The organism is Thauera aminoaromatica S2, assembly GCF_000310185.1.
In the GTDB taxonomy this organism is placed as follows: Bacteria; Pseudomonadota; Gammaproteobacteria; order Burkholderiales; family Rhodocyclaceae; genus Thauera; species Thauera aminoaromatica.
Genome location: NZ_AMXD01000048.1, coordinates 1 through 25,414 on the forward strand (window position 1 = coordinate 1; position 25,414 = coordinate 25,414).

The 25,414-nt window shown below is 69.8% G+C and carries 24 protein-coding genes and 2 pseudogenes; 4 read left to right on the top strand and 22 right to left on the bottom strand.

Going from position 1 to position 25,414, the window contains the following annotated elements; genetic code table 11:
- A pseudogene (locus C665_RS21105) lies at nucleotides 1-118 on the bottom strand (pteridine reductase); the annotation flags it as partial.
- Between the two features lie 91 nt (nucleotides 119-209).
- Between C665_RS21105 and C665_RS09320 the strand changes: the two are divergent.
- Complete coding sequence (locus C665_RS09320) at nucleotides 210-1,385, top strand: class I SAM-dependent methyltransferase (protein ID WP_040828907.1); 1,176 nt, start codon at nucleotides 210-212, stop codon at nucleotides 1,383-1,385.
- A gap of 16 nt (nucleotides 1,386-1,401) precedes the next feature.
- On the opposite strand, the gene C665_RS09325 is transcribed toward C665_RS09320, so the two are convergent.
- Genes C665_RS09325 through C665_RS09345 form a run of 5 tightly spaced genes read right to left on the bottom strand, consistent with a single transcriptional unit; the run spans nucleotide 1,402 to nucleotide 7,054 of the window.
- Nucleotides 1,402-2,205 (bottom strand): alpha/beta hydrolase, encoded by an 804-nt coding sequence (locus tag C665_RS09325; RefSeq protein WP_004306727.1) that lies wholly within the window; start codon nucleotides 2,203-2,205, stop codon nucleotides 1,402-1,404.
- The gene (locus C665_RS09330; RefSeq protein ID WP_004306731.1) at nucleotides 2,202-3,428 is read right to left on the bottom strand and encodes a multifunctional CCA addition/repair protein; all 1,227 of its coding nucleotides are present in this window, start codon (nucleotides 3,426-3,428) and stop codon (nucleotides 2,202-2,204) included. Before C665_RS09330 ends, C665_RS09325 begins: the two co-directional genes overlap by 4 nt.
- A complete protein-coding gene (locus C665_RS09335; protein ID WP_004306733.1) occupies nucleotides 3,428-4,072 on the bottom strand; it encodes a glutathione S-transferase family protein in 645 nt (214 codons plus the stop codon). The genes C665_RS09330 and C665_RS09335 overlap by 1 nt, the downstream gene beginning before the upstream one ends.
- 25 nt (nucleotides 4,073-4,097) lie before the next feature.
- On the bottom strand, nucleotides 4,098-5,054 hold the full coding sequence (locus C665_RS09340) for a complex I NDUFA9 subunit family protein (RefSeq protein ID WP_004306736.1): 957 nt from the start codon (nucleotides 5,052-5,054) through the stop codon (nucleotides 4,098-4,100).
- A gap of 56 nt (nucleotides 5,055-5,110) precedes the next feature.
- Nucleotides 5,111-7,054, bottom strand: coding sequence for a lytic transglycosylase domain-containing protein (locus C665_RS09345; protein WP_004306739.1), 1,944 nt, complete (start codon nucleotides 7,052-7,054; stop codon nucleotides 5,111-5,113).
- A gap of 45 nt (nucleotides 7,055-7,099) precedes the next feature.
- On the opposite strand from C665_RS09345, the gene C665_RS09350 reads away from it, so the two are divergent.
- On the top strand, nucleotides 7,100-7,690 hold the full coding sequence (locus C665_RS09350) for a 5-formyltetrahydrofolate cyclo-ligase (RefSeq protein ID WP_012584593.1): 591 nt from the start codon (nucleotides 7,100-7,102) through the stop codon (nucleotides 7,688-7,690).
- 37 nt (nucleotides 7,691-7,727) lie between these two features.
- On the opposite strand, the gene ilvA is transcribed toward C665_RS09350, so the two are convergent.
- The 16 genes from ilvA to ubiB form a co-directional block, all read right to left on the bottom strand.
- Entirely contained in the window at nucleotides 7,728-9,251 is a 1,524-nt protein-coding gene (gene ilvA, locus C665_RS09355) for a threonine ammonia-lyase, biosynthetic (protein ID WP_004306745.1), read from the bottom strand.
- A gap of 72 nt (nucleotides 9,252-9,323) precedes the next feature.
- Nucleotides 9,324-10,271 (bottom strand): HPr(Ser) kinase/phosphatase, encoded by a 948-nt coding sequence (hprK, locus tag C665_RS09360; protein WP_004306747.1) that lies wholly within the window; start codon nucleotides 10,269-10,271, stop codon nucleotides 9,324-9,326.
- On the bottom strand, nucleotides 10,240-10,725 hold the full coding sequence (gene ptsN, locus C665_RS09365; RefSeq protein WP_004306750.1) for a PTS IIA-like nitrogen regulatory protein PtsN: 486 nt from the start codon (nucleotides 10,723-10,725) through the stop codon (nucleotides 10,240-10,242). Before ptsN ends, hprK begins: the two co-directional genes overlap by 32 nt.
- 136 nt (nucleotides 10,726-10,861) lie before the next feature.
- Entirely contained in the window at nucleotides 10,862-11,185 is a 324-nt protein-coding gene (gene hpf, locus C665_RS09370) for a ribosome hibernation-promoting factor, HPF/YfiA family (RefSeq protein ID WP_004306751.1), read from the bottom strand.
- An 18-nt stretch (nucleotides 11,186-11,203) separates the two neighbouring features.
- Nucleotides 11,204-12,658 carry an RNA polymerase factor sigma-54 gene (locus C665_RS09375; protein WP_004306755.1) on the bottom strand — a complete coding sequence of 485 codons (1,455 nt, stop codon included), beginning with the start codon at nucleotides 12,656-12,658 and terminating at the stop codon, nucleotides 11,204-11,206.
- A gap of 22 nt (nucleotides 12,659-12,680) precedes the next feature.
- Nucleotides 12,681-13,403: an LPS export ABC transporter ATP-binding protein gene (lptB, locus tag C665_RS09380; protein WP_004306760.1), complete on the bottom strand. Its 723-nt coding sequence runs from the start codon at nucleotides 13,401-13,403 to the stop codon at nucleotides 12,681-12,683.
- Nucleotides 13,390-13,839, bottom strand: a complete 450-nt coding sequence (gene recX, locus C665_RS09385) for a recombination regulator RecX (RefSeq protein ID WP_004306763.1) — start codon at nucleotides 13,837-13,839, stop codon at nucleotides 13,390-13,392. The genes lptB and recX overlap by 14 nt, the downstream gene beginning before the upstream one ends.
- A gap of 16 nt (nucleotides 13,840-13,855) precedes the next feature.
- Nucleotides 13,856-14,893 (bottom strand): recombinase RecA, encoded by a 1,038-nt coding sequence (gene recA, locus C665_RS09390; RefSeq protein ID WP_004306766.1) that lies wholly within the window; start codon nucleotides 14,891-14,893, stop codon nucleotides 13,856-13,858.
- Nucleotides 14,894-15,089: 196 nt separating this feature from the next.
- Nucleotides 15,090-15,578: a nicotinamide-nucleotide amidase gene (pncC, locus tag C665_RS09395; RefSeq protein WP_004306769.1), complete on the bottom strand. Its 489-nt coding sequence runs from the start codon at nucleotides 15,576-15,578 to the stop codon at nucleotides 15,090-15,092.
- Between the two features lie 4 nt (nucleotides 15,579-15,582).
- Entirely contained in the window at nucleotides 15,583-16,065 is a 483-nt protein-coding gene (locus C665_RS09400; protein WP_004306772.1) for a phosphatidylglycerophosphatase A family protein, read from the bottom strand.
- 31 nt (nucleotides 16,066-16,096) lie between these two features.
- Nucleotides 16,097-17,056, bottom strand: a complete 960-nt coding sequence (gene thiL / locus C665_RS09405; protein ID WP_004306776.1) for a thiamine-phosphate kinase — start codon at nucleotides 17,054-17,056, stop codon at nucleotides 16,097-16,099.
- A 120-nt stretch (nucleotides 17,057-17,176) separates the two neighbouring features.
- Nucleotides 17,177-17,713, bottom strand: a complete 537-nt coding sequence (ubiT, locus tag C665_RS09410) for a ubiquinone anaerobic biosynthesis accessory factor UbiT (RefSeq protein ID WP_004306779.1) — start codon at nucleotides 17,711-17,713, stop codon at nucleotides 17,177-17,179.
- A gap of 36 nt (nucleotides 17,714-17,749) precedes the next feature.
- Nucleotides 17,750-18,646, bottom strand: a complete 897-nt coding sequence (locus C665_RS09415) for a U32 family peptidase (RefSeq protein ID WP_004306781.1) — start codon at nucleotides 18,644-18,646, stop codon at nucleotides 17,750-17,752.
- Between the two features lie 117 nt (nucleotides 18,647-18,763).
- Complete coding sequence (gene ubiU / locus C665_RS09420) at nucleotides 18,764-19,780, bottom strand: ubiquinone anaerobic biosynthesis protein UbiU (protein ID WP_004306784.1); 1,017 nt, start codon at nucleotides 19,778-19,780, stop codon at nucleotides 18,764-18,766.
- Between the two features lie 126 nt (nucleotides 19,781-19,906).
- Nucleotides 19,907-21,367, bottom strand: a complete 1,461-nt coding sequence (locus C665_RS09425) for a high affinity choline transporter 1 (protein WP_004306787.1) — start codon at nucleotides 21,365-21,367, stop codon at nucleotides 19,907-19,909.
- 166 nt (nucleotides 21,368-21,533) lie between these two features.
- A complete protein-coding gene (gene ubiB, locus C665_RS09430; RefSeq protein ID WP_004306790.1) occupies nucleotides 21,534-23,063 on the bottom strand; it encodes a ubiquinone biosynthesis regulatory protein kinase UbiB in 1,530 nt (509 codons plus the stop codon).
- A 171-nt stretch (nucleotides 23,064-23,234) separates the two neighbouring features.
- On the opposite strand from ubiB, the gene argS reads away from it, so the two are divergent.
- Together argS and C665_RS09440 are read left to right on the top strand one after the other, a co-directional pair.
- Nucleotides 23,235-24,998: an arginine--tRNA ligase gene (gene argS / locus C665_RS09435; RefSeq protein WP_004306791.1), complete on the top strand. Its 1,764-nt coding sequence runs from the start codon at nucleotides 23,235-23,237 to the stop codon at nucleotides 24,996-24,998.
- A gap of 16 nt (nucleotides 24,999-25,014) precedes the next feature.
- A pseudogene (locus tag C665_RS09440) lies at nucleotides 25,015-25,414 on the top strand (SPOR domain-containing protein); the annotation flags it as partial.

A 25,414-nucleotide genomic window follows, 5' to 3' on the forward strand; every position in this document is an offset into this window, starting at 1 on the left:
GGCGGGCGCCTCCGGCGTGCAGCCGGCGTGCGATCGCCGCGCCGACGCGGCGCGCGGCGCCGGTGACCAGGATCAGCGGTGCCGCGGTGGATTCGGGTTCGGGAGGAGACGTGCGCATCGGATTCACCGTGAGGCCCGGAGCTGACCGGGCGGCTGGGCGGGCGTGCCGCTACAATCGCGGCCTCGCCCTCCTGTCCTGCAGAACGATCATGTCTTCATTGCCCCAGCCTTCCGCCGATGCGCTCGCCCAGAGCGCCCGCCTGCTCGAACACATCGAGGCCGAGCTGGCCGCGGCCGCTGGCTGGATCCCGTTCGCGCGCTACATGGAGCTCGCGCTCTACGCGCCGGGGCTGGGGTATTACAGCGGTGGCGCGCGAAAGTTCGGCCCCGGCGGCGATTTCATCACCGCGCCCGAGCTTACCCCGCTTTTCGGCCAGGCGCTCGCCGCCCAGGTCGAGCAGGTGATGCGCGCGAGCGCGCCCGCGCTGATCGAGGTCGGCGCCGGTACCGGCCTGCTCGCCGCCGACCTGCTGCTCGAGCTCGAACGCCGCGGCTGCCTGCCCGAGCGCTACGGCATCCTCGAGCTCTCGGGCGAATTGCGCGAACGCCAGTTCGACACCCTGGCCGCCAAGGTTCCTCACCTGGCGGCGCGCGTGCAGTGGCTGGACGCGCTGCCGGAGCGCTTCTCCGGTGCAGTGGTGGCCAACGAGGTGCTCGACGTGATGCCGGTGCATCTGCTGGTGTCGCGCGCCGAGGGGCTCTTCGAGCGCGGCGTCGCCATCGCCACCGATGCCGCGGGGATACGCCGGCTGTGCTGGGCGGACGTGCCGGCGGCGGGCGCGGTGGCGGAAGGAGCGCGGGCGCTCGCCCTGCCGGTGCCGCAGAGCGGGGAATACGTCACCGAGCTGAACCTCGCCGGCAAGGCCTGGGTGGCGGCCTGGGCCGAGCGCCTGCACGCGGGCGCCCTGCTGCTGATCGACTACGGCTATCCGCGCGCCGAGTACTACCTGCCCTCGCGTTCGGGCGGCACCCTGCTGTGCTACTACCGCCACCATGCCCACGGCGACCCTTTCCTGTGGCCGGGGCTCAACGACATCACCGCCTTCGTGGACTTCACCGCGGTGGCCGAGGCCGGCTTCGAGGCCGGGCTGGACGTGCAGGGCTACACCACGCAGGCGCAGTTCCTCTTCAACTGCGGCGTGCTGGAATGCCTGGAGCGGCGCGGCGCCCGCGAGAGCGCGGACTACATCCGCGCCGCGCGCGCGGTGCAGCGCCTGACCGCGCCGCAGGAGATGGGGGAGCTCTTCAAGGTGATCGCGCTGTCGCGCGCGATCGACGGACCGCTGCTCGGCTTCGCGCGCGGCGATCGCACGCACGCGCTCTGAGGCGGCCCGGCGTCGGCTACAGCGCGCGCTCGGCCAGCCAGTCGGCGATCCGCATCGCGGCGATCTCCCAGTCGTGCTCGAGCATCATGCCGTGGCCCATGCCGGGGAGGATCTCGGCCTGGCGACCGTAGGTCATGGCGGTCATGTGCACCTGGTCGGGCGGGATCAGGGCGTCGTGCTCGGCGCCGAGGATCTGCATCGGCACGCGGTGCATGCGTGCCGGCTGCGGCAGGTTGAACAGCGACATGTCCCAGATCGCGCGGTGCGACTCGGGCTGGCTCAGGCGGTAGTAGCGTTGCAGGTCGTCGGCCGCCACCGGCTGATGGAAGAGCGCCTCGCGCAGGCTGTCGATGTCCACGTCGTTGCCCGACATGATGCGGTTGAGGTCGGAGAGCAGGTGCGGGCGCTTGAAGATCAGGCCGAAGGCCGAGCCCATCAGGCCTTGCGGCGGGACGGCGGACATCAGCACCGCGGCGGGCGCGTCGTGTTGCTCGAGATACTTCTGCACCACCATCCCGCCCATCGAGTGGCCGACCAGCACCGGCGGCGCAGGCAGGCGGGCGGCGACTTCGGCGACGTCGCGCACGTAGTCGTCGATCGAGTAGGAGTCGAGGTGCTCGCGCTGGCGGCTGCGGCCATGGCCGGAGAGCGAGACGGCATAGGCCTGCCAGCCGCGGCGGGCGAACCAGGGCAGGAAGTGCTCGTCCCAGCACCATGCCGAAACGTAGGCGCCGTGGATGAAGAGCAGGGGGTGTTCATGGGTGGCGCGCTCGGGTGCGTGACACAGCACCTCGAGTTCGCCGAAGCGGGTTGCGTTCATGCGGGGTCCTTGTCCAGGGCCTTCACGGCCGCCACGCGGGCGGTGTGCAAGGCCTGAGGAATCAGCGATTTGTCGCTGCACTCGGTTGCGATTCTACCGGCATCGACGGCGCGCACGGCCTGCAGCGCGGCCTGCCAGCGTGACAAGGGTCTCCATTCCGACGCGTTTTCCGCGCCGCTGCCGCGGCCGGCGTGGTCGCAGGCGGCCGCCTGCAGCATCAGGAGGAAGCGCTGCGGACGGCGCAGGCCGTCGCAGCGTTCGATCAGCTTGACCATGGTTTCGGCGCGCAGCTCGTGCGCGCGCGCCAGGATGCCGTGCTCGCGCGCCACCATCTCGGCGAGGTCGCGGCAGTCGGCGGGGGCCTTCAGGCGTTCCGACACCTCGCGCGCGCGGCGCGCGCTCGCGGCCTCGTGGCCGTAATGGTGCGGCAGCAGGTGGGCGGGCGTGTCGCCCTTGCCGAGGTCGTGCAGCAGGCAGGCCCAGCGCACCGCGAGCGGCTCGTCCGCGGCGGCGGCGTGGTCGAGCACCATCAGCACGTGCTCGCCGGTGTCGATCTCGGGGTGGTACTTCTCCGGCTGCGGGATCCCGAACAGGCGGTCGAGCTCGGGCAGCAGGCGTGCGAGTGCGCCGCAGGCACGCAGCACGCGGATCATCCGCGAGGGGCGCGCCTCCATGAGCCCGCGCGCGAGTTCCTGCCAGACGCGCTCGGCGACCAGATGGTCGACCTCGCCGGCCACGACCATCGCGCGCATCAGTTCCAGGGTCTCGGGTGCCAGCTCGAAGTCGGTGAAGCGCGCGGAGAAGCGCGCCACGCGCAGGATGCGCAGCGGATCCTCGGCGAAGGCGGGCGACACATGGCGGAAGACGCGCGCGGCGAGGTCGCGCCGGCCACCGCAGGGGTCGATCAGGCGGCCGTCCTCGGCGCGCGCGATCGCGTTGATGGTGAGGTCGCGGCGCAGCAGATCCTCTTCGAGCGTGACCTCGGGCGAGGCGTGGCAGACGAAGCCGGTGTAGCCGTGGCCCGACTTGCGCTCGGTGCGCGCGAGCGCGTATTCCTCGTTGGTGTGCGGATGCAGGAAGACCGGAAAATCGCGGCCGACGGGGCGGAAGCCGCGCGCGAGCATCTCCTCGGGCGTGCTGCCGACCACCACCCAGTCGCGATCCTTCACCGGCAGGCCGAGCAGGGCGTCGCGCACCGCTCCGCCCACGACATAGGCCTGCATCAGCCGTAGAGGTCCTCTTCCGGGATCGACTCGGTCTCGGCGCGTGCCGCCGTCGCCCACTCCTGCATGTGCGGGTTGGCGAGCAGGGTGGCGAGGTACTCGCCGGCCGCGCCCGCGGGCTTCACCGCGTAGGTCTGGAAGCGGAAGGCCACCGGCGCGAAGGCCGCGTCGGCGAGGCTGAAGCGGCCGAAGAGGTAGGGGCCCACGGCGCCGAAGCGCGCGCGGCAGTCGTTCCAGATCGCCACGATGCGCGCGATGTCGGCATCGACCTCGGGGCTGTGGCCGAAACCGGTGTAGTCCTTGCGCACGTTCATCGGCATGCGGCTGCGCAGGTTCTGGAAGCCGGAGTGCATCTCGGCGGTGACCGAGCGCGCCAGCGCGCGTGCGACCGGGTCGGCGGGCAGCAGACCGGGGCGCTTCTCGGCGAGGTATTCGCCGATCGCGAGCGAGTCCCACACCACCACGCCGTGGTCGTTCAGGCAGGGTACCTTGCCCGAGGGCGAGTGCGACAGGATGCGCTCGCGGCTGCCGGGGATGAACAGGGAGATGTGGATCTCCTCGAAGGTGAAGCCGCCCTCGCGCGCAGCCAGCCAGGCGCGCAGGGACCAGGAGGAATAGTTCTTGTTGCCGATGATCAGCTTCATCGCGGACTCCGTAGAGAGTTGCTCTTCAGCGCCGCGCGTGGCGGCGGAAGGGGTAGTAACGGGCTCGCGGCGCCGCCTGGCCGAGCCAGGCCGGGGCCACGGTCTCGAGCGCGGTAGGCACCATGCCGAAGGGTTGCGGGGTGCCGCTGGCGACGTTGTCGACCTTCATCGAGCGCACGTTGTCGCGGCTCATCAGGGGCTGGGGGGCGAGCTCCATGAGGCGCGCCTGCCACATCGCCAGCTTCTCGGACAGCGGATAGATCGGGCGCGGCTTGCCCACGAGCGCGGAGACGTACTCGACGAGCTGGCGCAGCGTGTAGACGGTCGGTCCGGCGAGCTGGAAGGTTTGCCCGCCTGCATCGTCGCGCGTCAGGCTCTGCCACACCGCCTCGGCGACGTCCTCGACATACACCGGCTGGAAGCGCGCGGTGGCGCCGGCGAGCGGCAGCACCGGGAACATGCGCGCGAGGTCGGCGAAGAGGTTGAGGAAGCTGTCGCCGCGGCCGAACACCACCGAAGGCTGCAGGATGGTCCACGCGATCTCGGGCGAGCCGGTGCGGATCGCGGTCTCGCCGGCCGCCTTCGAGCGCTGGTATTCCGACGGGCCGTCGGAATAGGCGCCGAGGGCGCTGATGTGCACGAGGCGGGGCACGCCCGCCGTGCGACAGGCGGCGACGATCTTCTGCGGCAGCTCGACGTGGGCGCGCGCGAAGTCGGGGCCGAAGGGCCTGCCCGGGCGCGAATGCAGGACGCCGACGGTGTTCACCACGGCGTCGGCGCCCTCGAACAGGCGCGCAAGCAGGGCGACGTCATGCACGTTGCCCTCCACCACCTCGACGTTGGGTAGCAGCAGAACATGGCCGGCGCGGCTGCGGCGGCGGGTGGGAATGAGGACCTTGACGCCTTCCTTGCAGAGACGATTGGCGATGGCGCTGCCGATAAAGCCGGAGCCGCCGACGATGACGACGCGTTTCGGGTTCATGTTTCGACTGGACCGTGCTGTTGCTGTGGATGGAATGGGATGGCGCACGCGGAAGCTTACTCGCTGGCAGCCCCGGGCGCGATCGTGCCGAGTCGCGCCTTGAGCGATTGCGGCCGTTTTTCGAGCATCGCCGCGTAGATCACCGCGTTGGCGAGCACCTTCTTGACGTAGTCGCGGGTCTCGTCGAACGGGATCGTCTCGGTATAGATCGCGCCCTCGAGCGGCGCCGCGTCGCGCCAGCGCCGCGCCCGCCCGGGGCCGGCGTTGTAGCCGGCGCTGGCGAGCACGGGGTGGGCGTCGAGCCCCTCCATGATCAGGCGCATGTAGCTGGTGCCGAGCAGCACGTTGGTCTCGGGGTCGGTGAGCAGGCGCTGGTTGTAGCCGGCGAGGCCGATCCGATCCGCCACCCACTTGCCGGTGGCGGGCATCACCTGCATGAGGCCCTGGGCGCCGACGCTGGAGCGTGCCGGAACCACGAAGCGGCTCTCCTGGCGCATGAGGCCGTACACCCAGCCGAGGTCGAGCCCCTGCGCGCGCACCTGCGGCTCGATGAGGTCGCGATAGGGGGTCAGGAAGCGCAGCTCGAAGTTGCTGCGCGGGTTGGCCAGCTCGGCGGTATTGATCGCGCGGTCGTAGAGCTCGTTGCGCAGCGCAAGGTGGGCGGCGGCGAGGCGGAACTGCTCGTCGCGTTCGCGCACGCCCCAGACCCATTCGCGCAGCGCCTCGGTGCGCAGCTCCAGCCGGTAGAGCGCGAGTGCGCGCTGCAGGCCGGGGTCGCGCTCGGCCTCCTCGAGCTTGGCGCGCGGTAGCGGCGCGGTGGCGGGGGGCGGCGGGAAGGCCTCGCCGAGCTCCTCGCGCGCGAGCATGCCGTAGAAGTGCGGCTCGCCGGCGATACGCACGTAGAGCGACTCGGCGGCGTCGCGGCGCCCGGCCGCGGCGTGTGCGCGGCCCAGCCAGTAGATCCAGTCGGCGGCTTCGCGTTCGTCGGCGGGCATGGCTTCGATCGCCTCGCGCACCGCGTGCCAGTCGCCGATGCGCAGCGCCGCACGCACCCGCCACGCACGTTGCTGGGCGGTGGTCTCGATGTCGCCGGCGGCGGCGTAGAGCGCGCTCGCCTCGGGCAGGCGGTCGAGCGCGGCGTGCATGCCGAGCGCCAGATGGGCGTAGTTGCGTTCGGCCGCGCCGAGGCGGTCCTGGATGCGCAGCAGGCGCAGGCGCGCGGCGGAGACGTCCTCGCGCGCCAGGCGCACCAGTGCGGCGAGCGCGAGCTCGCGGCCGGCGCGGCTCACGGCGAAGTTGGGCTGCAGCCGATCCAGCCAGGGTGCGGGCGAGCGGATCGCCTGCGCCAGATCGGCGTGGGCCGGTGCGCTCGCTGCGGGCAGCAGCGACAGGCTGGCGAGCGCAGCCTCGGGCTTGCGGGTGTCGATCTGTCGGCGGATGCGCCACCACACGCGTTCTTCGTCCACCGCGCCGGAGTCGACCGCCGCGCGCAGCGGCGTGTCGCAGGTCGGATCGGCGTCGGCGAGGGTGTCCCATTCGCGCGCGAGCTCGGCGAAGACGCTGCGCTCGCCGGTCAGCATGCGCGCGCTCCATGCGTTGCAGCGCAATTCGGCGTCGGGGCTGCGCAGGTCCGCGTACACCGCGAGGAAGCCGCTCCAGTCGCCGTCCCTGGCGAGGCGGCGCAGCCAGTCCGCGCGCAGGCGTTCGGCGAGGTTGGAGCCGGCTTCTTCGGCGAGGAAGGCTTGCAGGGCCGCGACGGGCACGGGTTCTTCGGCACGCGCGAGGCGGTTGATCAGCAGCCAGTAGCGCGGATAGGCGTCGAGGGGGTGGGCCTCGCGCACGGCTGCGAGGCGTTCGAGCGTGCTGCGGTCGCCCTTGCGCAGGGCCTCGCGAGCGGCGACGATACGCCCGTCGCCGGACTCGCCGCCAATCTGCGCGAACGCGCCGGCGGGGGCGAGGAACGTCGCGGCCGTGAGCGCCGCAACCAGTGCCTTCTTCATGCCAGGTGATGCCTCCGTTTGACCGCCAACCATACCATATCGAAGATGAGTTTCGCCCCCTTGTCCCATGATCCCGGCGCGCGTCGCCAGCGCATGCGCGAACATGCGCTGGCGTTGCGCGAGCGCCTGCCTGCCGAGCGTCGCGAGCGCCTCGCCGCGGCAATCGGCGAGCATCTCGACGACCTGGTCGGACGCTTGCAGCCACGCCGGCTCGCCTTCTGCTGGCCCTACCGCGCCGAGCCCGACCTGCGCCCGTGGGTGCAGGCCTGGCGTGCGGCCGCGCCCGGGCGGGTGGCGGCCTTGCCGGTGGTGCTCGAGCGCCATGCGCCGATGATGTTCCGCGCGTGGACGCCGGGCGTGCCGATGCCGCTCGACCGCCATGGCATCCCCCACCCGGCGGACGGCGAGGCGGTCGAGCCCGAGCTGGTGCTGATCCCCCTCAATGCCTTCGACGAACGCGGCTACCGCCTCGGCTACGGAGGGGGCTACTTCGACCGCACGCTGGCGGTGCTGCGCACCGTGGCGGTGGGCGTGGGCTTCGAGGTCGGGCGCGTGCCCGACACGCTGCCGCAGGAGTTCGATCGCCCGATGGACTGGCTGGTGACCGAGGCGGGGGTGGCGAAGCCGCGCGCCTGAGCGGCGGCTGCAACCCTGCACGGCCTGCCTGCGGGGCTCAGCTCCCGGACAGGAACATGCGGTAGGCGGGGTTGTCGGTCTCGGCCACGTAGTCGTAGCCGAGCCGCTGCAGGAAGGCGTCGAAGGCGTCCTTGTCGGCCGGCGGCACCTGCATGCCGACCAGCACGCGGCCGAAGTCGGAGCCGTGGTTGCGGTAGTGGAACAGCGAGATGTTCCAGTCCGAGCGCAGGTTGGAGAGGAAATTCATCAGCGCGCCCGGGCGCTCGGGGAAGACGAAGCGGTAGACCACCTCGTTTTCCACCTGTGGCGCGCGTCCGCCCACCATGTAGCGCACGTGCGACTTGGCCATCTCGTCGTCGGTGAGGTCGAGCGCAGGCAGCTCGTGGCGCTCGAGCATCTCCACCAGGCGTCCGACCTCGCTGCGGTTGTGCACGGTGACGCCGACGAAGATGTGGGCGCGCTCGGCGTCGGCGTAGCGGTAGTTGAACTCGGTGATGTTGCGGTTGCCGAGCACGCTGATGAACTTGCGGAAGGAGCCCGGCTTCTCGGGGATGGTCACCGCGAGCACGGCCTCGCGCTGCTCGCCGAGCTCGGCGCGCTCGGCGACGAAGCGCAGGCGGTCGAAGTTCATGTTGGCCCCCGAGGCCACCGCCACCAGGCTCTTGTCGCGCAGCTTGTTGCGGCGGGCGTACTCCTTGGCGCCGGCGACGGCGAGCGCGCCGGCGGGCTCGAGGATGGAGCGGGTGTCCTCGAAGACGTCCTTGATCGCGGCGCAGATGGCGTCGTTGTCGACCACGATCATCTCGTCCACATACTGCTGGCACAGGCGGAAGGTCTCGGCACCGACCTCCTTGACGGCGGCGCCGTCGGCGAAGATGCCGACCTGCTCGAGCGCGATGCGCTTGCCCGCGGCGAGCGAGCGCGTCATCGCGTCGGCGTCCACCGCCTCGACGCCGATGATCTTCGTCTCCGGGCGCAGGCGCTTGATGTAGGCCGCCACGCCGGCGATCAGCCCGCCGCCGCCGACACAGCAGAACACCGCGTGGATCGGCTTCGGGTGCGCGCGCAGGATCTCCAGGCCCACCGTGCCCTGGCCGGCGATCACGTCGGGGTCGTCGAAGGGGTGGACGAAGGTGAGTTTCTCGCTCTTCTCGAGCTCGAGCGCGTGCGTGTAGGCGTCGGAATAGGATTCGCCTGCGAGCACGACCTCGCCGCCGCGCGCCTTGACCGCGTCGATCTTGATCTGCGGCGTGGTGCTCGGCATCACGATCACCGCGCGCACGCCCAGCCTGGCCGCCGACAGCGCCACGCCCTGGGCGTGGTTGCCCGCCGAGGCGCAGATCACGCCGCGCTTCAAGGCCTGCGGCGACAGGTTCGCCATCTTGTTGTAGGCGCCGCGGATCTTGAAGCTGAACACCGGCTGCATGTCCTCGCGCTTGAAGTAGATGCGGTTGTGCGTGCGCGCCGACAGGTTGGTGGCGAGGTCGAGCGGGGTCTCGACGGCGACGTCGTACACCTGCGCGTTGAGGATGCGTTCCAGGTAATCGGGAGTGGAGCTCATGGCCGGCCAGTAGGCTGCTGCAAAGCGATCGAGCGTAACAGCCGGCGGCGCCGTGCCGCAAGTGCGGGTGGCTCAGTCGGCGCGGTAGGCCTCTTCGGCGTGCAGCGCGCGCGCCTGGCGGTCGATGAATTCCTGGGTGGAGTCGATGCCGCGCAGCTTGAGGATGGTCGAGCGCACTGCGGCCTCGAGCAGCACCGCGAGGTTGCGTCCCGCGGCCACCGGCAGCACGACGCGGGCGACCTTCACGCCGAGGATGTCCTGCGTCTCCTGCTGCAGCGGCAGCCGGCAGGGGTCGTCGGGACCGGGTTGGCGGCGGTCGAGGTGGCAGATCAGGCGCAGGCGCATCTTCCGCCGGCACGCGGTCTCGCCGAAGATGGTGCGGATGTTGATCAGGCCGAGGCCGCGCACTTCGATGAAATCCTGCAGCATCTCGGGGCAGCGGCCCTCGAGCACCGTGGGCGCGATGCGCGACAGCTCGACCACGTCGTCGGCGACGAGGCCGTGGCCGCGCGAGATCAGCTCGAGGCCGAGCTCGGATTTGCCCGCGCCGGAATCGCCGGTGATCATCACGCCGAGCCCGAGCACGTCCATGAACACGCCGTGCAGCGAGACCTTCTCGGCGAGCTCGCGCGACAGGTAGAGGCGGAGCTGGTCGATCACGCTCGCCGAGGGGTGGCGCGCGGTGAACAGCGCGACGTCGTGCGCCTCGCAGATGCCGTGGAGGATGTTGGGGATCTCGCAGCCGTCGGCGACGATGATCGCGGGGGGGTGCGCCGAGAGGATCTCGTTGAGGTGGTGGGCGACCTTCTCGTTCGCCTGGCGTTGCGCCCACGCGAGCTCTGCGGCGCCGAGCACCTGTAGCCGGGTGGGGTGGATCAGGTTGAGGTGGCCGACGAGGTCGGCCGGCCAGATGCGCTCTTCGGCGACCGACAGACGGGCACCGATCGGCCCGCTGACGTGGACGAGGCTCAGGCTTTCGCGGTGCGCCTCATACAGCCGGGTCAGGCTGGTTTGCCGCATCGGCACCCCAATTCACGAACAGGCTGTGGATCTGTGCGGCATCCGTCGCGCCGTGCAGGGTCTCGCGGAACTCGCGGTCGCTGAACATCTGCGCGAGTTCGGAGAGCAGCTGCAGATGGGTTTCGTTGGCCTGCTCGGGCACGAGCAGCACGAACAGCATGTCCACCGGACGGCCGTCGGGAGCATCGAACTGCACCGGGGTGGCCAGGCGCAGAAAAGCGCCGGCGGCGTCCTTGAGCCCCTTGATGCGGCCGTGCGGGATGGCGATGCCCTGACCCAGTCCGGTCGAGCCGAGGCGTTCGCGGGTGAACAGGCTGTCGAACACGGTGCTGCGGGCGATGCCCTGGTTGTTCTCGAACAGCAGGCCGGCCTGTTCAAAGACGCGCTTCTTGCTGCTCGCGTCGAGATCGATCACCACGTTGGAAAGCGGCAGGAGTTGGGATATCAGGCTCATTCGCAGGTGGGCTCGCGCACTCTTCCGTCAGCTGCCGCCAGGGGGGCGGGAATCCGGTCCGGGGCGTGTGCGGCCGCGCTTCGTGAAAACGCGCGCATTATAACCACACCCCGGACGGGGAGCTTCAAGCCGGTCCTCAGGCCTCGGGGACCTGGTGCTTGAGCGACTCGTGGTTATGGTCGGACTGCTTCTGCTTGTACTTCTGAACCTGACGGTCGAGCTTGTCGGTCATCGCGTCGATCGCCGCGTAGAGGTCGGCGTCGTCCGCTTCGACGAAGAGGTCCTTGCCGCGCACGTGCAGCGTCACCTCGGCTTTCTGCTTGAGCTTTTCGACCGACAGGATGACGGTGACGCTGGTGACGTTGTCGAAATGGCGGATGACGCGATCGAGCTTGGAGGTCACGTATTCGCGGATGGCGGGGGTGACTTCGACGTGGCGCCCGGTGATGTTCAGATTCATGGATGACTCCTGTTGTTGTCAGAGGGATTTGCGCAGGCTGACCGGCGGGATGTTGAGGGACTCGCGGTACTTGGCGATCGTGCGCCTCGCCACGACGATTCCCTGTTGGCCGAGAATTTCGGCGATCTTGGCGTCGGACAGCGGCTTCTTGCTGTCCTCCGCGTCCACCAGCTGGCGAATCAGCGCACGAATCGCCGTGGAGGAAGCCGCACCGCCGGTGTCGGTCGCGACATGACTGCCGAAAAAATACTTGAGCTCGAAGACTCCGCGCGGCGTCGCCATGTACTTCTGCGTGGTGACGCGCGAGACGGTGGATTCGTGCAGCTCGAGCTGGTCTGCGATCTCCCTTAGGGTGAGTGGCCGCATCGCCACGTCCCCATGATCGAAGAACTGCCGTTGCTGGTCAACGATGGCCTGGGATACGCGCAGGATGGTGTCGAAGCGCTGCTGGACGTTCTTGATCAGCCAGCGCGCCTCCTGCAACTGCCCACCCAGGCCGCCGCCCTGTGCGCGGTTCTGCTGCAGCAGACTGGCGTAGAGGCGATTGATGCGCAGACGCGGCATCGCTTCCTGGTTCAGGCTCACGGTCCATTGGCCGCGCAGCTTGCGCACGACGACGTCGGGCAGCACGTAGCGCGTCTCGGCGGTGGAGTAGCGCGAGCCGGGGTGGGGGTCGAGGCTGCAGATCAGGGCCTGCGCTTCGCGCAGACCCTCGTCGTCACAGCCGGTGAGCTTGCGGATACGGGCGAAGTTGCGCTCCGCGAGCAGTTCGAGGTGGCTGGTCACGATCTCGAGAGCGAGAGGGCGTATCGGGCACTCGGGCAAGGCCTGGAGCTGCAGGGCCAGACATTCCTGCGGGCTGCGCGCGCCGATCCCGGCCGGCTCGAGGCTCTGCACGTGGCGCAGGGCGATGGCGAGCTCGTCGAGATCGACCTCGGCGTCCTGCGGCAACAGCTCGAGGAGATCTTCCAGCGGCTGGTGCAGGTAGCCGTCGTCGTCGAGTGCCTCGATCAGGAAGCGCACCAGCGCGCGGTCGCGGTCGGACAGGGGCGAGAGGGCGACCTGCTGGTCGAGGTGTTCGCGCAGCGACACGCCGGCGGCCTGGATGTCCTGGTAGTCGCCGTCCTCGTCGTCCTCGCTGCGGCTGGACGCGCCCTGACCCACGTTGGACCAGTCGATGCCCTCGTCCTCGCTGCTGCCTTCGCCGCCCTCGTGCGTGATCGACTCGCCCGCCGGTTCGGCGGCGGGTTCCGGCGCGGCTTCGCGCTCGGGCGCGTTGCCCGGCGGCGGCGCGGGGGCGTAGTCGACGCCGCCGTCGCCATCCTCGCGCTCGAGCATGGGATTCTCGAGCAGCACGCGCTCGATCTCCTGGTTCAGCTCGATCGTAGACAGCTGCAGCAGCTTGATCGACTGCTGCAGCTGGGGCGTCAGCGTGAGGTGCTGGGAGAGCTTGAGCTGGAGGCTGGGTTTCATCGCGGTCGGCAGGAGGGCGGGCTCACAGGCGGAAGTGCTCGCCGAGGTAGACCTGGCGCACGCGCTCGTTCTCGATGATCTCGGTAGGCTCTCCGCTCGCCAGCACGCGACCTTCGCTGATGATGTAGGCGCGGTCGCAGATGCCCAAGGTCTCGCGCACGTTGTGGTCGGTGATCAGCACGCCGATGCCGCGCTCCTTGAGGAAGCGGATGATCTTCTGGATGTCGATGACCGCGATCGGATCGACCCCGGCGAAGGGCTCGTCGAGCAGGATCAGGCGCGGGTCGGTGGCGAGCGCGCGGGCGATCTCGCAGCGCCGGCGCTCCCCACCCGAGAGCGAGATCGCGGTGTTGTCGCGCAGGTGATGGATGCCCAGTTCCATCAGCAGTTCCTCGAGCCGCTCCTCGATCTGGCGGCGTTCGAGCCCCTGGAGTTCGAGCACGGCGCGGATATTCTCGGCCACGCTGAGCTTGCGGAACACGCTCATCTCCTGCGGCAGGTAGGACAGGCCCAAACGCGCGCGGGCGTGGATCGGCAGGTGGGTGAGGTCGGTGCCGTCGAGGGCGATCTGGCCGCCGTCGGCGCGCACCAGACCCACAATCATGTAGAAGCAGGTGGTCTTGCCGGCGCCGTTGGGACCGAGCAGGCCGACGACCTCGCCCGAGCCGACCTCGAAGCCGACGTCATGCACCACGGTGCGCGCCTTGTAGCGCTTTTGCAGGCCGGCGACCTTAAGCAGACTCATCGTAGGGCTCTTTCAGCAGCTTGCGGATCAGCTCGGGGGCGAAGCCCCGGGTTTGCAGGAAGCGCGCCTGGCGCGCCCATTCGCGTGCGTCGGCGGGTGGGGTGGCGAAGCGGCCGTGCAGCACCGCGCGCGCCCGCTCGATCTCGGATTCTACGCACTCGTCGGCGAGCGCCTCGTCGATCCGGTCACGGTCGATGCCTCGCCGCACGAGCTCGTTGCGCAATCGTGCGGTGCCGAAGCGCGCCGCCTTGCCGCGCACGAAGGCCTCGGCGTAGCGCTCGTCGGACTGCAGGCCGAGCTCGCGCATGCGCTCGAGCACCGCTTCGATCTCGGCCGGCTCGCCATGGGGTGCGAGCTTGCGCGCAAGTTCGGCGCGCGAGTGGTCGCGCCGGGCGAGATGGCGGAGCGCACGTTCGCGCAGGCTCGGCTCGCCCATGTCGGCGTCGACGGGGTCAGGCCTCGGCCGGCGCCGGGGCGGACGCGGCGGCGGGCGGCAGCTCGGGCAGGCCGACCGCGACCCGCACCTTGTTCTCGATCTCGCGGGCCAGCACCGGGTTGGCGCGCAGGAACTCGCGCGAGTTGTCCTTGCCCTGGCCGATCTTGTCGCCCTTGTAGGCGTACCAGGCGCCCGACTTGTCAACGATCTTGTGCTCGACGCCGAGGTCGATGATCTCGCCTTCGCGCGAGATGCCCTCGCCGTAAAGGATGTCGAAGTGGGCTTCCTTGAACGGTGGCGAGACCTTGTTCTTGACCACCTTGACGCGGGTCTCGGAGCCGACCACCTCGTCACCCTTCTTGATCGTGCCGGTGCGGCGGATGTCCATGCGCACCGAGGCGTAGAACTTGAGCGCGTTGCCGCCGGTGGTGGTCTCCGGGCTGCCGAACATCACGCCGATCTTCATGCGGATCTGGTTGATGAAGATCACCAGGGTGTTGGTGCGCTTGATGTTGGCGGTGAGCTTGCGCAGTGCCTGCGACATCAGGCGGGCCTGCAGGCCGGGGAGCTGGTCGCCCATCTCGCCCTCGATCTCGGCCTTGGGCGTGAGCGCGGCGACCGAGTCGATGACCACGATGTCCACGCCGCCCGAGCGCACCAGCATGTCGGCGATCTCGAGCGCCTGTTCGCCGGTGTCGGGCTGCGAGATCAGCAGATCCTCGATGTCGACGCCGAGTTTTTCCGCGTAGCCCACGTCGAGCGCGTGCTCGGCGTCGATGAAGGCCGCGGTGCCGCCGAGCTTCTGCATCTCGGCGATGACCTGCAGGGTGAGCGTGGTCTTGCCGGAGGATTCGGGGCCGTAGATTTCGACCACCCGACCGCGCGGCAGACCGCCGAGCCCGAGCGCGATGTCGAGTCCGAGCGAGCCGGTGGAGACGGTCTGGATGTCGCGCTCGATGCTGCCGTCGCCCATGCGCATGATCGAACCCTTGCCGAACTGCTTTTCGATCTGCGACAGCGCCGCGGAGAGGGCTTTGGCCTTGTTTTCGTCCATGGAAGTGCGTCCTGTTTGATTGCCTGATTATGGCACAAAGATTGCAGACATGCGGGGTGCAGGCCTGATGCCGTAAGTGTAGAGCCTGTATGCAATTACAGCAAACATGTCATGGGGATTTCCGGCGCGGGGCTGCGTCCGGCGAAGTGGCAAGGGTGGTGGTTCGGATTTCCCGGCCCCGTGCGCCCTGCGCCCCTCAGACGCAGTGTTCGAGTACGCCTTGCAGGGCGAGGATCACCGTCTGCCGGCGCACCGCGGCGCGGTCGCCGTCGAGATGGACGGTGACGACCCCGGTGGGGCCGTCGCGCCGTGCCCAAGCGAGGCAGACCGTGCCGACCGGCTTGGCGGGGCTGCCTCCACCCGGTCCCGCGACCCCGGACACGGCCACCGCGAGGTCGGCGCGGCTGTGGTCGAGCGCGCCCGCGGCCATTTCGCCCACGGTGGCTTCGCTGACCGCGCCGTGCGTCTCCAGCGTCGCGGCGCGCACGCCGAGCATGTCGGCCTTGGCGTCGTTCGAGTAGGTCACGAAGCCGCGGTCGAACCAGCCCGAGCTGCCGGCGACCGCGGTGACGGCCTCGGCGATCCAGCCGCCGGTGCAGGACTCCGCGGTGGCCAGCCACAGCCTGCGGTTGGCGAGGGCTTCGCCCACCCTGCGCGCGAGGGCGTCGAGTTCGTGATCGGTCATGGTCTCAGCTCCCCAGCAGGTGAACCAGCACCGCGAGCGCCAGCAGGGTGTAGCCGGCGGCGACGAGGTCGTCGAACATGACCCCGAAGCCGCCCTTGAAGCTGCGGTCGGCCCAGCGCACCGGAGGCGGTTTGACGATGTCGAAGAAGCGGAACAGTGCGACCGCGATCGCCTGCCACAGCAGCCCGGCGGGGGTGAACAGCAGCACCAGCCAGATCGCCACCATCTCGTCCCAGACGATGCCGCCGTGGTCTGGCACCCCCAGCGCTTGCCCGGTGCGCTCGGCGGCGAGCACGCCGGCGAGGAAGAAGCTGGCGAGCAGTGCGAGGAAGACGAACTCCGACACCGGGGTGCGGATCAGTGGGTAGATCGCCCACCCGAGCAGGGTGCCGACCGTGCCCGGCGCCCACGGCGACAGCCCGGCGCCGAAGCCCAGCGAGATGAAGTGGGCGGGGTGGCTCATCAGCAGGCGGGCGGTGGGGCGCATGGTCGTTTCGAGAGGTGGGCCGGATCGGGCCTCAGGCGAAGTGATCGTAGCCGCATGCGGCCGGGGCCGCCAGGCCGCCGTCGGCCTCGCGCAGCAGCAGGCGCTCGCGTGCGGGGGTGAATTCGCCGATGCGATGCAGGGGGAGGTCGAGTCGGGCCGACAAGGCATCGATCTCGGCACGGTGTCGGGGCGCAGCCGCGAACAGCAGCTCGTAGTCGTCTCCGCCCGCGAGCAGGCAGCGCCGGCACAGCGCGGGATCGGCGCCGCTGGCGGCGAGCGCGGCGAGCGGCAGCGCCGCGACCTCGACGATGGCACCCGTGCCCGAGCATTCGAGGAGGTGTCGCAGATCGCCGAGCAGGCCGTCGGAGACGTCCAGCATCGCGCTCGCCAGGCTGCGCAGCGCGAGCCCGAGCGCTACGCGCGGCTGCGGCCGTTGCAGGGCGTCGACGAATTCGGCGTGGTGGATGGCGTCCAGGCCGGTTTCGCCGCGCAGCGCCGCGAGCCCGAGCGCGGCGCGGCCGGGCTGGCCCGAGATCCACAAGTCGTCGCCCGCGCGCGCTCCGCCACGGGTGATCGCGGCGCCGGCCGGGACCTCGCCGACGATGGTCACTGAAAGCGTCAGCGGTCCGCGCGTGGTGTCGCCGCCGGCGAGGTCGATCGCGAAGGCGTCGGCGCAGGCGAAGAAGCCGCGCGCGAAGGCAGCGATCCAGGCCTCGTCCGCCTGCGGCAGCGCGAGCGCGAGGAAGGCCCAGCGCGGCTCGGCGCCCATGGCGGCGAGGTCGGAGACGTTGACCGCGAGCGTCTTCCAGCCTAGCCCTTCCGGGTCGGTGTCGGCGAAGAAGTGGGTGCCGGCCACCAGCATGTCGGTGGACACCGCCAGCCGCATGCCGGGGCGCGGCGCTAGCAGGGCGGCGTCGTCGCCCACGGCGAGCTCGGTGTGGCGCGCGGGGCGGGTGAAGTGGCGCCGGATCAGGTCGAATTCGGAGGGCATGGCGGCAAACGTCGGGCAGCGGACCGCGAGCTTACCGCGGATGCGGACGGACGCGCTGCGGTCGATGCGCGGCGGTGGCCGGAGGGGCCGGTTCGCGGCTTGCGCCGCTCCTGCAGGGGGTCAGCCGTGGCGGCCGAGCAGCTTCGCCTTGAGGGCGTCCCAGTCCACCGCGTCGAGCGTGTTCTTGACCAGCAGGCCGAGATCGGTGTCGCCTTCCATGCGCAGGCGGCGGCTGAAGAAAAGGGTGTCGGGGTCTTCCTCGCGCAGTGCCAGCGCCATGAAGTCGCGCGTGGTGGCGGAGAGGATCAGGTCCGGTCTGGCGCCCGCGGCCGGGGTGGCACGGCGGAAGCCGCGCTCGCCGAGGGTGAAGTCGAGCGTCAGCCCGGCGTCGAGCACACGCATCTGCAGGTGGCGGCCGCTCAGCGGTTCGAGGGTGTCGCGCGGCAGGATGCGGTCGAGCGCGAGGTTGAGCGCGAGCGTGAGCACGTGGGTCGGCGGCTGCTGGGGCAGGCGCGACACCAGCTTCGCCACCGGGGCGGGCACGGTGAAGTCGGGGATGCGCAGGGTGGCGAGGCGTTCGCCGATGCGCTGGCGCAGGCTGCCGGGCAGCAAGTGCGAAGGCAGCGGCGGGCGGGGCAGGGCAGGCAGTGCGGGCATGTGCGGACTCCGGGTTTGCAGCAGGTCGGAAAGGGGTCAGGCGGCGACGTACTGTTCGACGCCGGCGCGGCCGTGCCAGAAGCCGTTGCAGGGCTCCTCGACCATCCACTCGCGGCTGGCGGCGAGCGCGTCCGCCGGACCGCGCTGCTCGTCGAGCGCGGCGCGGAAGAGTTCGACGATCTGGCGAGTGTGCGCGCCCTGCGGGCTGATGCGCAGCACCTCGGCGCTGGCGCGCACGGCGGGCAGGTCGCCGAGCAGGTTGTGCACCCGTGCAGACTGGGTCTGCACGCCGTTGAGCGTCAGGAAGGGCGCGCCCTCGCGGGTGCGCAGCGTGATCCCGTCCATGATCGACAGGCAGCGGAACTCGCAGGTGTCCTTTTGCAGGTTGAAGTGACGGGCGGTGAAGCAGCGCGCCGAGTGCGCCAGTGGCAGGCGACCGTAGGCGAAGACTTCGGTCTCGATCGGCCTGGCGAGCGCGGCGCGCACCTCGGCGAGCGCCGCGCCCGACATCTCGGGGGCGACCGCCCAGCGCGTCGCGCCCGAGTCGATCATGAGCTGCAGCGTCGTGGGGTTGAAGATGTTCAGCGTGGGGCCGGCGATCCAGTTGTCCACGCCGGCCTCGACGAGCAGGCGCACCGCGCCCATGTCGTTGGCCTCGACGCGGAAGTCGTGCTGCCGGACGATGCGGCGCAGGGTCTTGAGGTCGGACTCGGATTCGATCAGGGCCTGCGAGCTGATCACCACCTCCTTGCCGGCGGCGGCGAGAACCTTGCCGACCTCCAGCCAGTCGTCCAGGCGCAGTTCGTGGCGGCGCGAGCACACCGTCTCGCCGAGGTAAACACTGTCGAGCGGGGCTTCGGCCAGGTCGGCGTAGAAGTCGAGCACGCTCTGGTGGGGCCAGTAGTAGAGCAGGGGGCCGAGGGCGAGTTTCATCGGGCGGTTCTCATTCGGATGGGGGGCTCGACGCCGCGGGCGGGCGCGCTGCGGGCGCCTGCTCCGCGCGGCGGCGATCGGATCGGGTCGGGACGGCGCGGGCGGTCGGCGCGAGGCTCACTTCCACGGGCGGTAGTAGGCGCCGAGGGTGTGGCTCTGGCCTTCGGAGACCTTGTTGAGTTCGGCCATCCACGCCGGCAGCACGCTGAAACCTGCGCCGCCGCCGCTGTTCAACTTGTCGAGCGCGGCACGCCACACCTTGGTGACCTGGGCGACGTAGGCCGGGCTGCGCTGGCGACCCTCGATCTTGATCGCGCGGATGCCGATGCGCGCGAGTTCGGGCAGCAACTCGAGCGTGTTGAGGCTGGTGGGCTCCTCGAGGGCGTAGTAGGTCTCGTCGTTGACCTCGAAGCGACCCTTGCAAAGGGTGGGATAGCCGGCACGCTCGCCTTCGGAGAAGCGGTCGATGAGGATGCCGTTGAGCCGCGTCTCCATGCCGCGCGGGGTGTCTTCCCAGCGCACGTGCTTGCCCGGCGAGCAGGCGCCGTTGCAGTTGGGCGACTCGCCGGTGGCGTAGGCCGACAGTGCGCAGCGGCCCTCGACCATCACGCACAGGCCGCCGAAGCCGAACACCTCGATCTCGACTTGGGTGTTGGCGACCACGCTCTCGACCTGGGCCATCGACAGCACGCGCGGCAGCACCGCGCGCTGGATGCCGAAGCGTTCGCGGTACCAGTTGATCGCCTCGTAGCTGGTCGCCGAGCCCTGCACCGACAGGTGCAGGCGCAGCTGCGGGTGGGTCTTTGCGGCGTAGGCCATGAGCCCGGGATCGGCGAGGATCACCGCGTCAACGCCGTAGTCGGCGGCGCGGTCGATCGCCTGTGTCCAGGACGACCAGTTGTCGGTCTGGGGATAGGTGTTGAGCGCCAGCAGCACCTTGCGCTTGCGTGCGTGCGCATAGGCGACACCCTCGCGCACCTGCGCCGGATCGAAATTGAGCCCGGAAAAGTTGCGTGCGTTGGTGGCGTCCTTGAAACCGAGATAGACGCAGTCGGCGCCGTGATCGATGGCCGTCTTGAGGGCCGGAAGGCTGCCCGCGGGGCAGACGAGTTCGATCGGGGAAGACACGGACATGGAGCGGGGTTTCCAGAGGAAAAAAACGCCGCAACCATAAACGAGACCGGCGACCGACGCGTTGATCACCATCAAACGCGTCGGCCGCCGGTGCGGGCTGCACGCACCCGGGCGGGCGCGGGACGGTCAGCGATGCGTGTGGTGGGTACCCGCCGCCGCATGGTGGCCGCCGATGTGCGGGCGGTGGTGCGGCTGCCGGCCGATCAGTCCACCCGCCAGCATGCCGAGCGCGCTCGCCGCCACGCCGTAGAGCTGGGGCTCGATGTCGCCTTCGGGGACGAAGAGCTCGAAGAGGATCCAGGTCGACAGGCCGAGGATGATCGCCAGCGCGGCGCCGAGGTTGTTGGCGCGCTTCCAGAACAGGCCGGCGGCGAGCGGCACGAAGGCGCCGGCCAGGGTGACGCGGTAGGCGTTCTCGACCATCTCGTGGATCGAGGATTCGGTGCTGGTGGCGTACCAGGTGACGAAGGCGGTGAACAGCACCACGGTGACGCGCGTGCTGAGCAGGAAGGCGCGGTCGCCCATGCCCGGGAAGAAGCCGCGCAGCACGTTCTCGGAGAAGGTCACCGAGGGGGCGAGCAGGGTGCCGGAGGCGGTCGACATGATGACCGACAGCAGCGCGCCGAAGAAGATCACCTGGGCGTAGAAGGGCATGTACTGCAGGATCAGCGTCGGCAGGATGAGCTGCGAGTCCTGCTCCATCAGGCGCTCGACCATGCCGGGATCGATGATGTTGGCGGTGTAGGCGAGGAAGAGCGGCACCGCGGCGAAGAAGAAGTAGCTCACCCCGCCGAGCGTCGTGCCCCAGATCGCGACGCGCTCGTTCCTGGAGGAATTCACGCGCTGGAACACGTCCTGCTGCGGGATAGAGCCGAGCGCCATGGTGGCGAACGCGGCGATCCAGGCGACGATCTCGACCGCGTCCAGCGCGGGCAGGAACTCGAACTTGCCTTCGGCCGCGGCCTTGGCGATCACGTTGTCGAAGCCGCCCGCCATGTCGCCGGCGATCCAGCTCACCCAGACCAGGCCGATCACGATCACGATCATCTGCACGAAGGTGGTCATCGCCACCGACCACATGCCACCGAACAGGGTATAGACGAGGACGACGCCGGCGCCGATCAGCATGCCCTGGTTCATCGTGACCGCGTCGCCCGAGAGCACGTTGAACACCAGCCCGAGCGCGGTGACCTGCGCCGCCACCCAGCCCAGGTAGGAGAGCACGATGCAGATCGACAGCACGAGTTCGGTCGTGCGGTTGTAGCGCACGCGGAAGAAATCGCCCAGCGTGAGCAGGTTCATGCGGTACAACGGGCGGGCGAAGACGAGGCCGAACAGCACCAGGCAGGCCGAGGCGCCGAGCGGGTCGGAGATCAGGCCGTGGAAGCCTTCCTCGAGGAAGGTGGCGGAGATGCCGAGCACGGTCTCGGCGCCGAACCAGGTGGCGAACACCATCGCCAGCACGACGATCATCGGCAGGTTGCGCCCTGCGGTGATGTAGTCACGCGCATTGTGCACCCGGGTGGCGGCATACAGGCCGATGCCGATGGAGACGACCAGGTAGGCGACGACAAGCCAGAGCAGCATGGTTGGGCCTTTCGTGTTGGCGCATCCGCGCGCGGTGAGCGAAAAAAGAGGGCGCGAGTGTACCAACAGAACGCCGCCGCGGGGGGCGGGATGCGCGCGCCAAGGGCTTGATCGTTCGCGCTTTATTGCATGGGCGCAACGTCGGCGTTGAATGCCGCGGCGCGCGTCAGCCGAACAGGCGGTAGAGCTCCAGGCCGAGCAGGCCCATGGCGACGGCGCCGATGAAGAGCAGCAGGCGGCCCTGGGTGCGTTGCCCGGCGGCGAGCTCTTCGAGGCGCTGCTGCTGAGCGCTCTGGTGACGGGCCGATTCGGTGAGCGCCTGATGCACCAGGCGCGGCAGCTGCGGCAGGGTGCCGGCCCAGGCCGGCGCCTCTTCCTTGACCCCGCGCACCAGCGCGCGCACGCCCATGCGCTCGTCCATCCAGCGCTCGAGGAAGGGCTTGGCGGTCTTCCACAGATCGAGCTCGGGGTCGAGCTGGCGGCCCAGACCCTCGATGTTGAGCAGGGTCTTCTGCAGCAGCACGAGCTGCGGCTGCACCTCCATCTCGAAGCGGCGCGCGGTCTGGAACAGGCGCAGCAGGGTCTTGCCGAAGGAGATGTCCTTCAAGGGCTTGTCGAAGATCGGTTCGCACACGGTGCGGATCGCCGCCTCGAACTCGTCCACCCGCGTCTTCGCCGGCACCCAGCCGGCCTCGATGTGGGCGAGCGCCACGCGCCGGTAGTCGCGCTTGAAGAAGGCGAGGAAGTTGGTCGCGAGGTAGTTCTTGTCCACCTCGTTGAGCGTGCCCATGATGCCGAAGTCGAGCGCGATGTAGCGCCCGTCCTGATGCACGAAGATGTTGCCCGGGTGCATGTCGGCGTGGAAGAAACCGTCGCGGAAGACCTGGGTGAAGAAGATCTCCACGCCGGCACGGGAGAGTGCTTTCAAATCGGTGCCCTGGGCGAGCAGCGCCGGCGTCTGCGAGATCGGCACGCCGCGCATGCGCTCCATCACCATGACCTTGCTGCCGCACCAGTCCCAATACACCTCGGGCACGATCAGCAGCGAGGAGTCGGTGAAGTTTCGCCGCAGCTGCGAGCAGTTGGCCGCCTCGCGCATCAGGTCGAGCTCGTCGTGCAGGTACTTGCTGAACTCTGCGACCACCTCGCGTGGCTTGAGGCGGCGGCCTTCGGGCCAGATCTTCTCCAGCAGCACCGCGGCGACTTCGAGCAGGGCGAGGTCGTGCTCGATGACGCGCTCGATGCCCGGGCGCAGCACCTTGACCGCGACGTCGGTGCCGTCGGGCAGGCGCGCGAAATGCACTTGCGCCACCGAGGCCGAGGCCACCGGCGTGCGCTCGAAGTCGTCGAAGACCTCGTCGATCGGACGACCGTAGAAGCCTTCCAGCACTTCGAGCGCCTGCTCGGTCGGGAAGGGCGGGACGCGGTCCTGCAGCAGGGCGAGCTCGTCGGCGAGGTCGGGCGGCAGCAGGTCGCGCCGGGTCGACAGCATCTGGCCGAACTTGACGAAGATCGGCCCGAGCGACTCCAGCGCCTGGCGCAGGCGCGCGCCGCGCGACTCGGAAAAGGTGCGCCAGAAGAAGACCTTGTGCCACACGTGCGCCAGCCGGCCGCTGCTGTCGGCGTCGAGCACCATGCGGTCGAGGCCGAAGCGCAGGCTGACGGAGACGATCTTGGCGAGACGGAAGAGGCGCACGGTGGTCGGGCCGGACGAGGCAAAGCGCGGACTTTAGCCCGAAAGCGCCGGCGGGGGAACGGGCGGGAGCGCGCCCGAAGGCTAGGGGCTCGCAACCTGCACTCACATCCTCGCCGGGTCGGACTGCGCCGATCCGCTATAATCGCGCGTTTCGAATTCATCCCGAGTGCCATGAGCGCCGACCCCAAAGTCCTGCTGACCGACCTGCTCCAGACTGCGCTGAAGAGCGTGGCGCCGGAGCTGGCAGCCACCCCCATCCTGCTGGAGCGCCCCAAGCAGGCGAGCCACGGCGACTTCGCCACCAACCTCGCGCTGCAGCTCGCCAAGCCGCTCAAGCGCAACCCGCGCGAGCTCGCCGGCCTGCTGCTCGCCGAGCTGCCGCCCTCGAAGCTGGTCGCCAGGGCCGAGGTCGCCGGCGCCGGCTTCATCAACTTCACGCTCGCCTCCGACGCCAAGACCGCGGTGGTGCGCGAGGTGCTGGCCAGGGGCGCGGATTTCGGCCGCGGGGCAGGCAAGGGCATCAAGGTGCAGGTGGAGTTCGTCTCCGCCAACCCCACCGGCCCGCTCCACGTCGGCCACGGTCGCGGCGCCGCCTATGGCGCCTCGCTCTCGGACGTGCTCGCCTTCGCCGGCTACGAGGTCAGCCGCGAGTACTACGTGAACGACGCTGGCCGCCAGATGGACATCCTGGCGCTGTCGACCTGGCTGCGCTACCTCGCCTTCTTCGGCATCGAGATTCCCTTCCCGCCCAACGCCTACCGGGGCGACTACGTGGTCGACATGGGTCGCGAGATGCGCGACGCCCACCAGGACCGCTTCGCCAAGGTCACCGCCATGCAGATCCTGGCCGGGACGCCCGGCCTGCCGCCTTCCGATCGCAAGGACGACGAGGCCAAGCAACAGCGCGAGGAACACCTCGACGCGCTGATCGCCAACGCCAAGAAGCTGCTCGGCGAGGACTACCCTTGGGTGCACGGCTTCGCGCTCAACGAGCAGCTCGGCGATGGTCGCGAGGACCTGCAGGAGTTCGGCGTGCGCTTCGACAAGTGGTTCTCGGAGCAGAGCCTGTTCGACACCGGCCTGGTCGAGCGCGCGGTGATCCAGCTCGAGAAGGCCGGTCACATCTATCTCCAGGACGGCGCGAAGTGGTTCCGCTCCACCGCCTTCGGCGACGAGAAGGACCGCGTCGTGCAGCGCGAGAACGGCCTCTTCACCTACTTCGCCTCCGACATCGCCTACCACCTCAACAAGTACGAGCGCGGCTTCGACCGCATGATCGACATCTGGGGCGCCGACCACCACGGCTACATCCCGCGCGTGAAGGGCGCGATCGCCGCGCTCGGGCTCGATCCGGCCCGACTGGACGTGGCCTTGGTGCAGTTCGCGGTGCTCTACCGCGACGGCCAGAAGACCTCGATGTCCACCCGCTCGGGCGAGTTCGTCACCCTGCGCGAGCTGCGCCGCGAGGTGGGCAACGATGCCTGCCGCTTCTTCTACGTGCTGCGCAAGTCCGACCAGCACCTCGACTTCGACCTCGACCTCGCCAAGAGCCAGAGCAACGAGAATCCGGTGTATTACGTCCAGTACGCCCACGCCCGCGTGTGCTCGGTGCTCGACCAGTGGGGCGGCGAGGCCGCGGAGCTGGCCGGTGCCGACCTCGGCCTGCTGCAGAACGAGCGCGAGCTCGCGCTGTGCGCGCGTCTGGCGAGCTTCGCCGAGCTGGTGCAGGACGCCGCCGCCGGCTACGCGCCGCACCAGATCGCGTTCTACCTCAAGGATCTCGCTGCCGACTTCCATAGCTGGTACAACGCCGAGCGCATGCTGGTCGAGGACGAGGCGCTCAAGCTCGCCCGCCTCGCGCTCGCCGCGGCGGTGCGCCAGGTGCTGGTCACCGGCCTGAAGACGCTGGGCGTGTCCGCGCCCGAGTCGATGTGATGCAGGGGGGGCAATCGTGAGTCGAGATCGCGGCCCGGTCCGCAAGCCGGCGCGCGCACCGGCCAAGAGCGCCGGCGGAACGCTGATCGGCATCTTCATCGGCCTCGTCTTCGGTGCGCTGATCGCGGCTGGCGCGGCGTGGTACTTCACCCGCAGCAATCCCTTCCAGGCTGCGCCGGTGGCGCCGCGCGTGCAGGCGCCGGCGGAGCAGGGGCCGGCGGCGCTGCCCGGCAAGCCGGGCGACCGCCCGGTGGCCAAGCAGGATTTCGAGTTCTACCGCATCCTGCCGCAGGGCGACAACGTGCCTTCGTCGGCGGCGCAGGTCGTGCCGGTGCCCGCGCCCCAGGTGCAGGCGCCGCCCCCGCCCGTGCCCGCGCAGCAGGCCCCCGCGCCGGTGTTCGAGGCCTCGCCGCAGC

What these genes read in the sequence shown, in the direction of transcription:
- C665_RS09320 (WP_040828907.1), top strand. Translation starts at nt 210, where the DNA reads ATGTCTTCATTGCCCCAGCCTTCCGCCGATGCGCTCGCCCAGAGCGCC.
- C665_RS09325 (WP_004306727.1), bottom strand. Translation starts at nt 2,205, where the DNA reads ATGAACGCAACCCGCTTCGGCGAACTCGAGGTGCTGTGTCACGCACCC.
- C665_RS09330 (WP_004306731.1), bottom strand. Translation starts at nt 3,428, where the DNA reads ATGCAGGCCTATGTCGTGGGCGGAGCGGTGCGCGACGCCCTGCTCGGC.
- C665_RS09335 (WP_004306733.1), bottom strand. Translation starts at nt 4,072, where the DNA reads ATGAAGCTGATCATCGGCAACAAGAACTATTCCTCCTGGTCCCTGCGC.
- C665_RS09340 (WP_004306736.1), bottom strand. Translation starts at nt 5,054, where the DNA reads ATGAACCCGAAACGCGTCGTCATCGTCGGCGGCTCCGGCTTTATCGGC.
- C665_RS09345 (WP_004306739.1), bottom strand. Translation starts at nt 7,054, where the DNA reads ATGAAGAAGGCACTGGTTGCGGCGCTCACGGCCGCGACGTTCCTCGCC.
- C665_RS09350 (WP_012584593.1), top strand. Translation starts at nt 7,100, where the DNA reads ATGAGTTTCGCCCCCTTGTCCCATGATCCCGGCGCGCGTCGCCAGCGC.
- ilvA (WP_004306745.1), bottom strand. Translation starts at nt 9,251, where the DNA reads ATGAGCTCCACTCCCGATTACCTGGAACGCATCCTCAACGCGCAGGTG.
- hprK (WP_004306747.1), bottom strand. Translation starts at nt 10,271, where the DNA reads ATGCGGCAAACCAGCCTGACCCGGCTGTATGAGGCGCACCGCGAAAGC.
- ptsN (WP_004306750.1), bottom strand. Translation starts at nt 10,725, where the DNA reads ATGAGCCTGATATCCCAACTCCTGCCGCTTTCCAACGTGGTGATCGAT.
- hpf (WP_004306751.1), bottom strand. Translation starts at nt 11,185, where the DNA reads ATGAATCTGAACATCACCGGGCGCCACGTCGAAGTCACCCCCGCCATC.
- C665_RS09375 (WP_004306755.1), bottom strand. Translation starts at nt 12,658, where the DNA reads ATGAAACCCAGCCTCCAGCTCAAGCTCTCCCAGCACCTCACGCTGACG.
- lptB (WP_004306760.1), bottom strand. Translation starts at nt 13,403, where the DNA reads ATGAGTCTGCTTAAGGTCGCCGGCCTGCAAAAGCGCTACAAGGCGCGC.
- recX (WP_004306763.1), bottom strand. Translation starts at nt 13,839, where the DNA reads ATGGGCGAGCCGAGCCTGCGCGAACGTGCGCTCCGCCATCTCGCCCGG.
- recA (WP_004306766.1), bottom strand. Translation starts at nt 14,893, where the DNA reads ATGGACGAAAACAAGGCCAAAGCCCTCTCCGCGGCGCTGTCGCAGATC.
- pncC (WP_004306769.1), bottom strand. Translation starts at nt 15,578, where the DNA reads ATGACCGATCACGAACTCGACGCCCTCGCGCGCAGGGTGGGCGAAGCC.
- C665_RS09400 (WP_004306772.1), bottom strand. Translation starts at nt 16,065, where the DNA reads ATGCGCCCCACCGCCCGCCTGCTGATGAGCCACCCCGCCCACTTCATC.
- thiL (WP_004306776.1), bottom strand. Translation starts at nt 17,056, where the DNA reads ATGCCCTCCGAATTCGACCTGATCCGGCGCCACTTCACCCGCCCCGCG.
- ubiT (WP_004306779.1), bottom strand. Translation starts at nt 17,713, where the DNA reads ATGCCCGCACTGCCTGCCCTGCCCCGCCCGCCGCTGCCTTCGCACTTG.
- C665_RS09415 (WP_004306781.1), bottom strand. Translation starts at nt 18,646, where the DNA reads ATGAAACTCGCCCTCGGCCCCCTGCTCTACTACTGGCCCCACCAGAGC.
- ubiU (WP_004306784.1), bottom strand. Translation starts at nt 19,780, where the DNA reads ATGTCCGTGTCTTCCCCGATCGAACTCGTCTGCCCCGCGGGCAGCCTT.
- C665_RS09425 (WP_004306787.1), bottom strand. Translation starts at nt 21,367, where the DNA reads ATGCTGCTCTGGCTTGTCGTCGCCTACCTGGTCGTCTCCATCGGCATC.
- argS (WP_004306791.1), top strand. Translation starts at nt 23,235, where the DNA reads ATGAGCGCCGACCCCAAAGTCCTGCTGACCGACCTGCTCCAGACTGCG.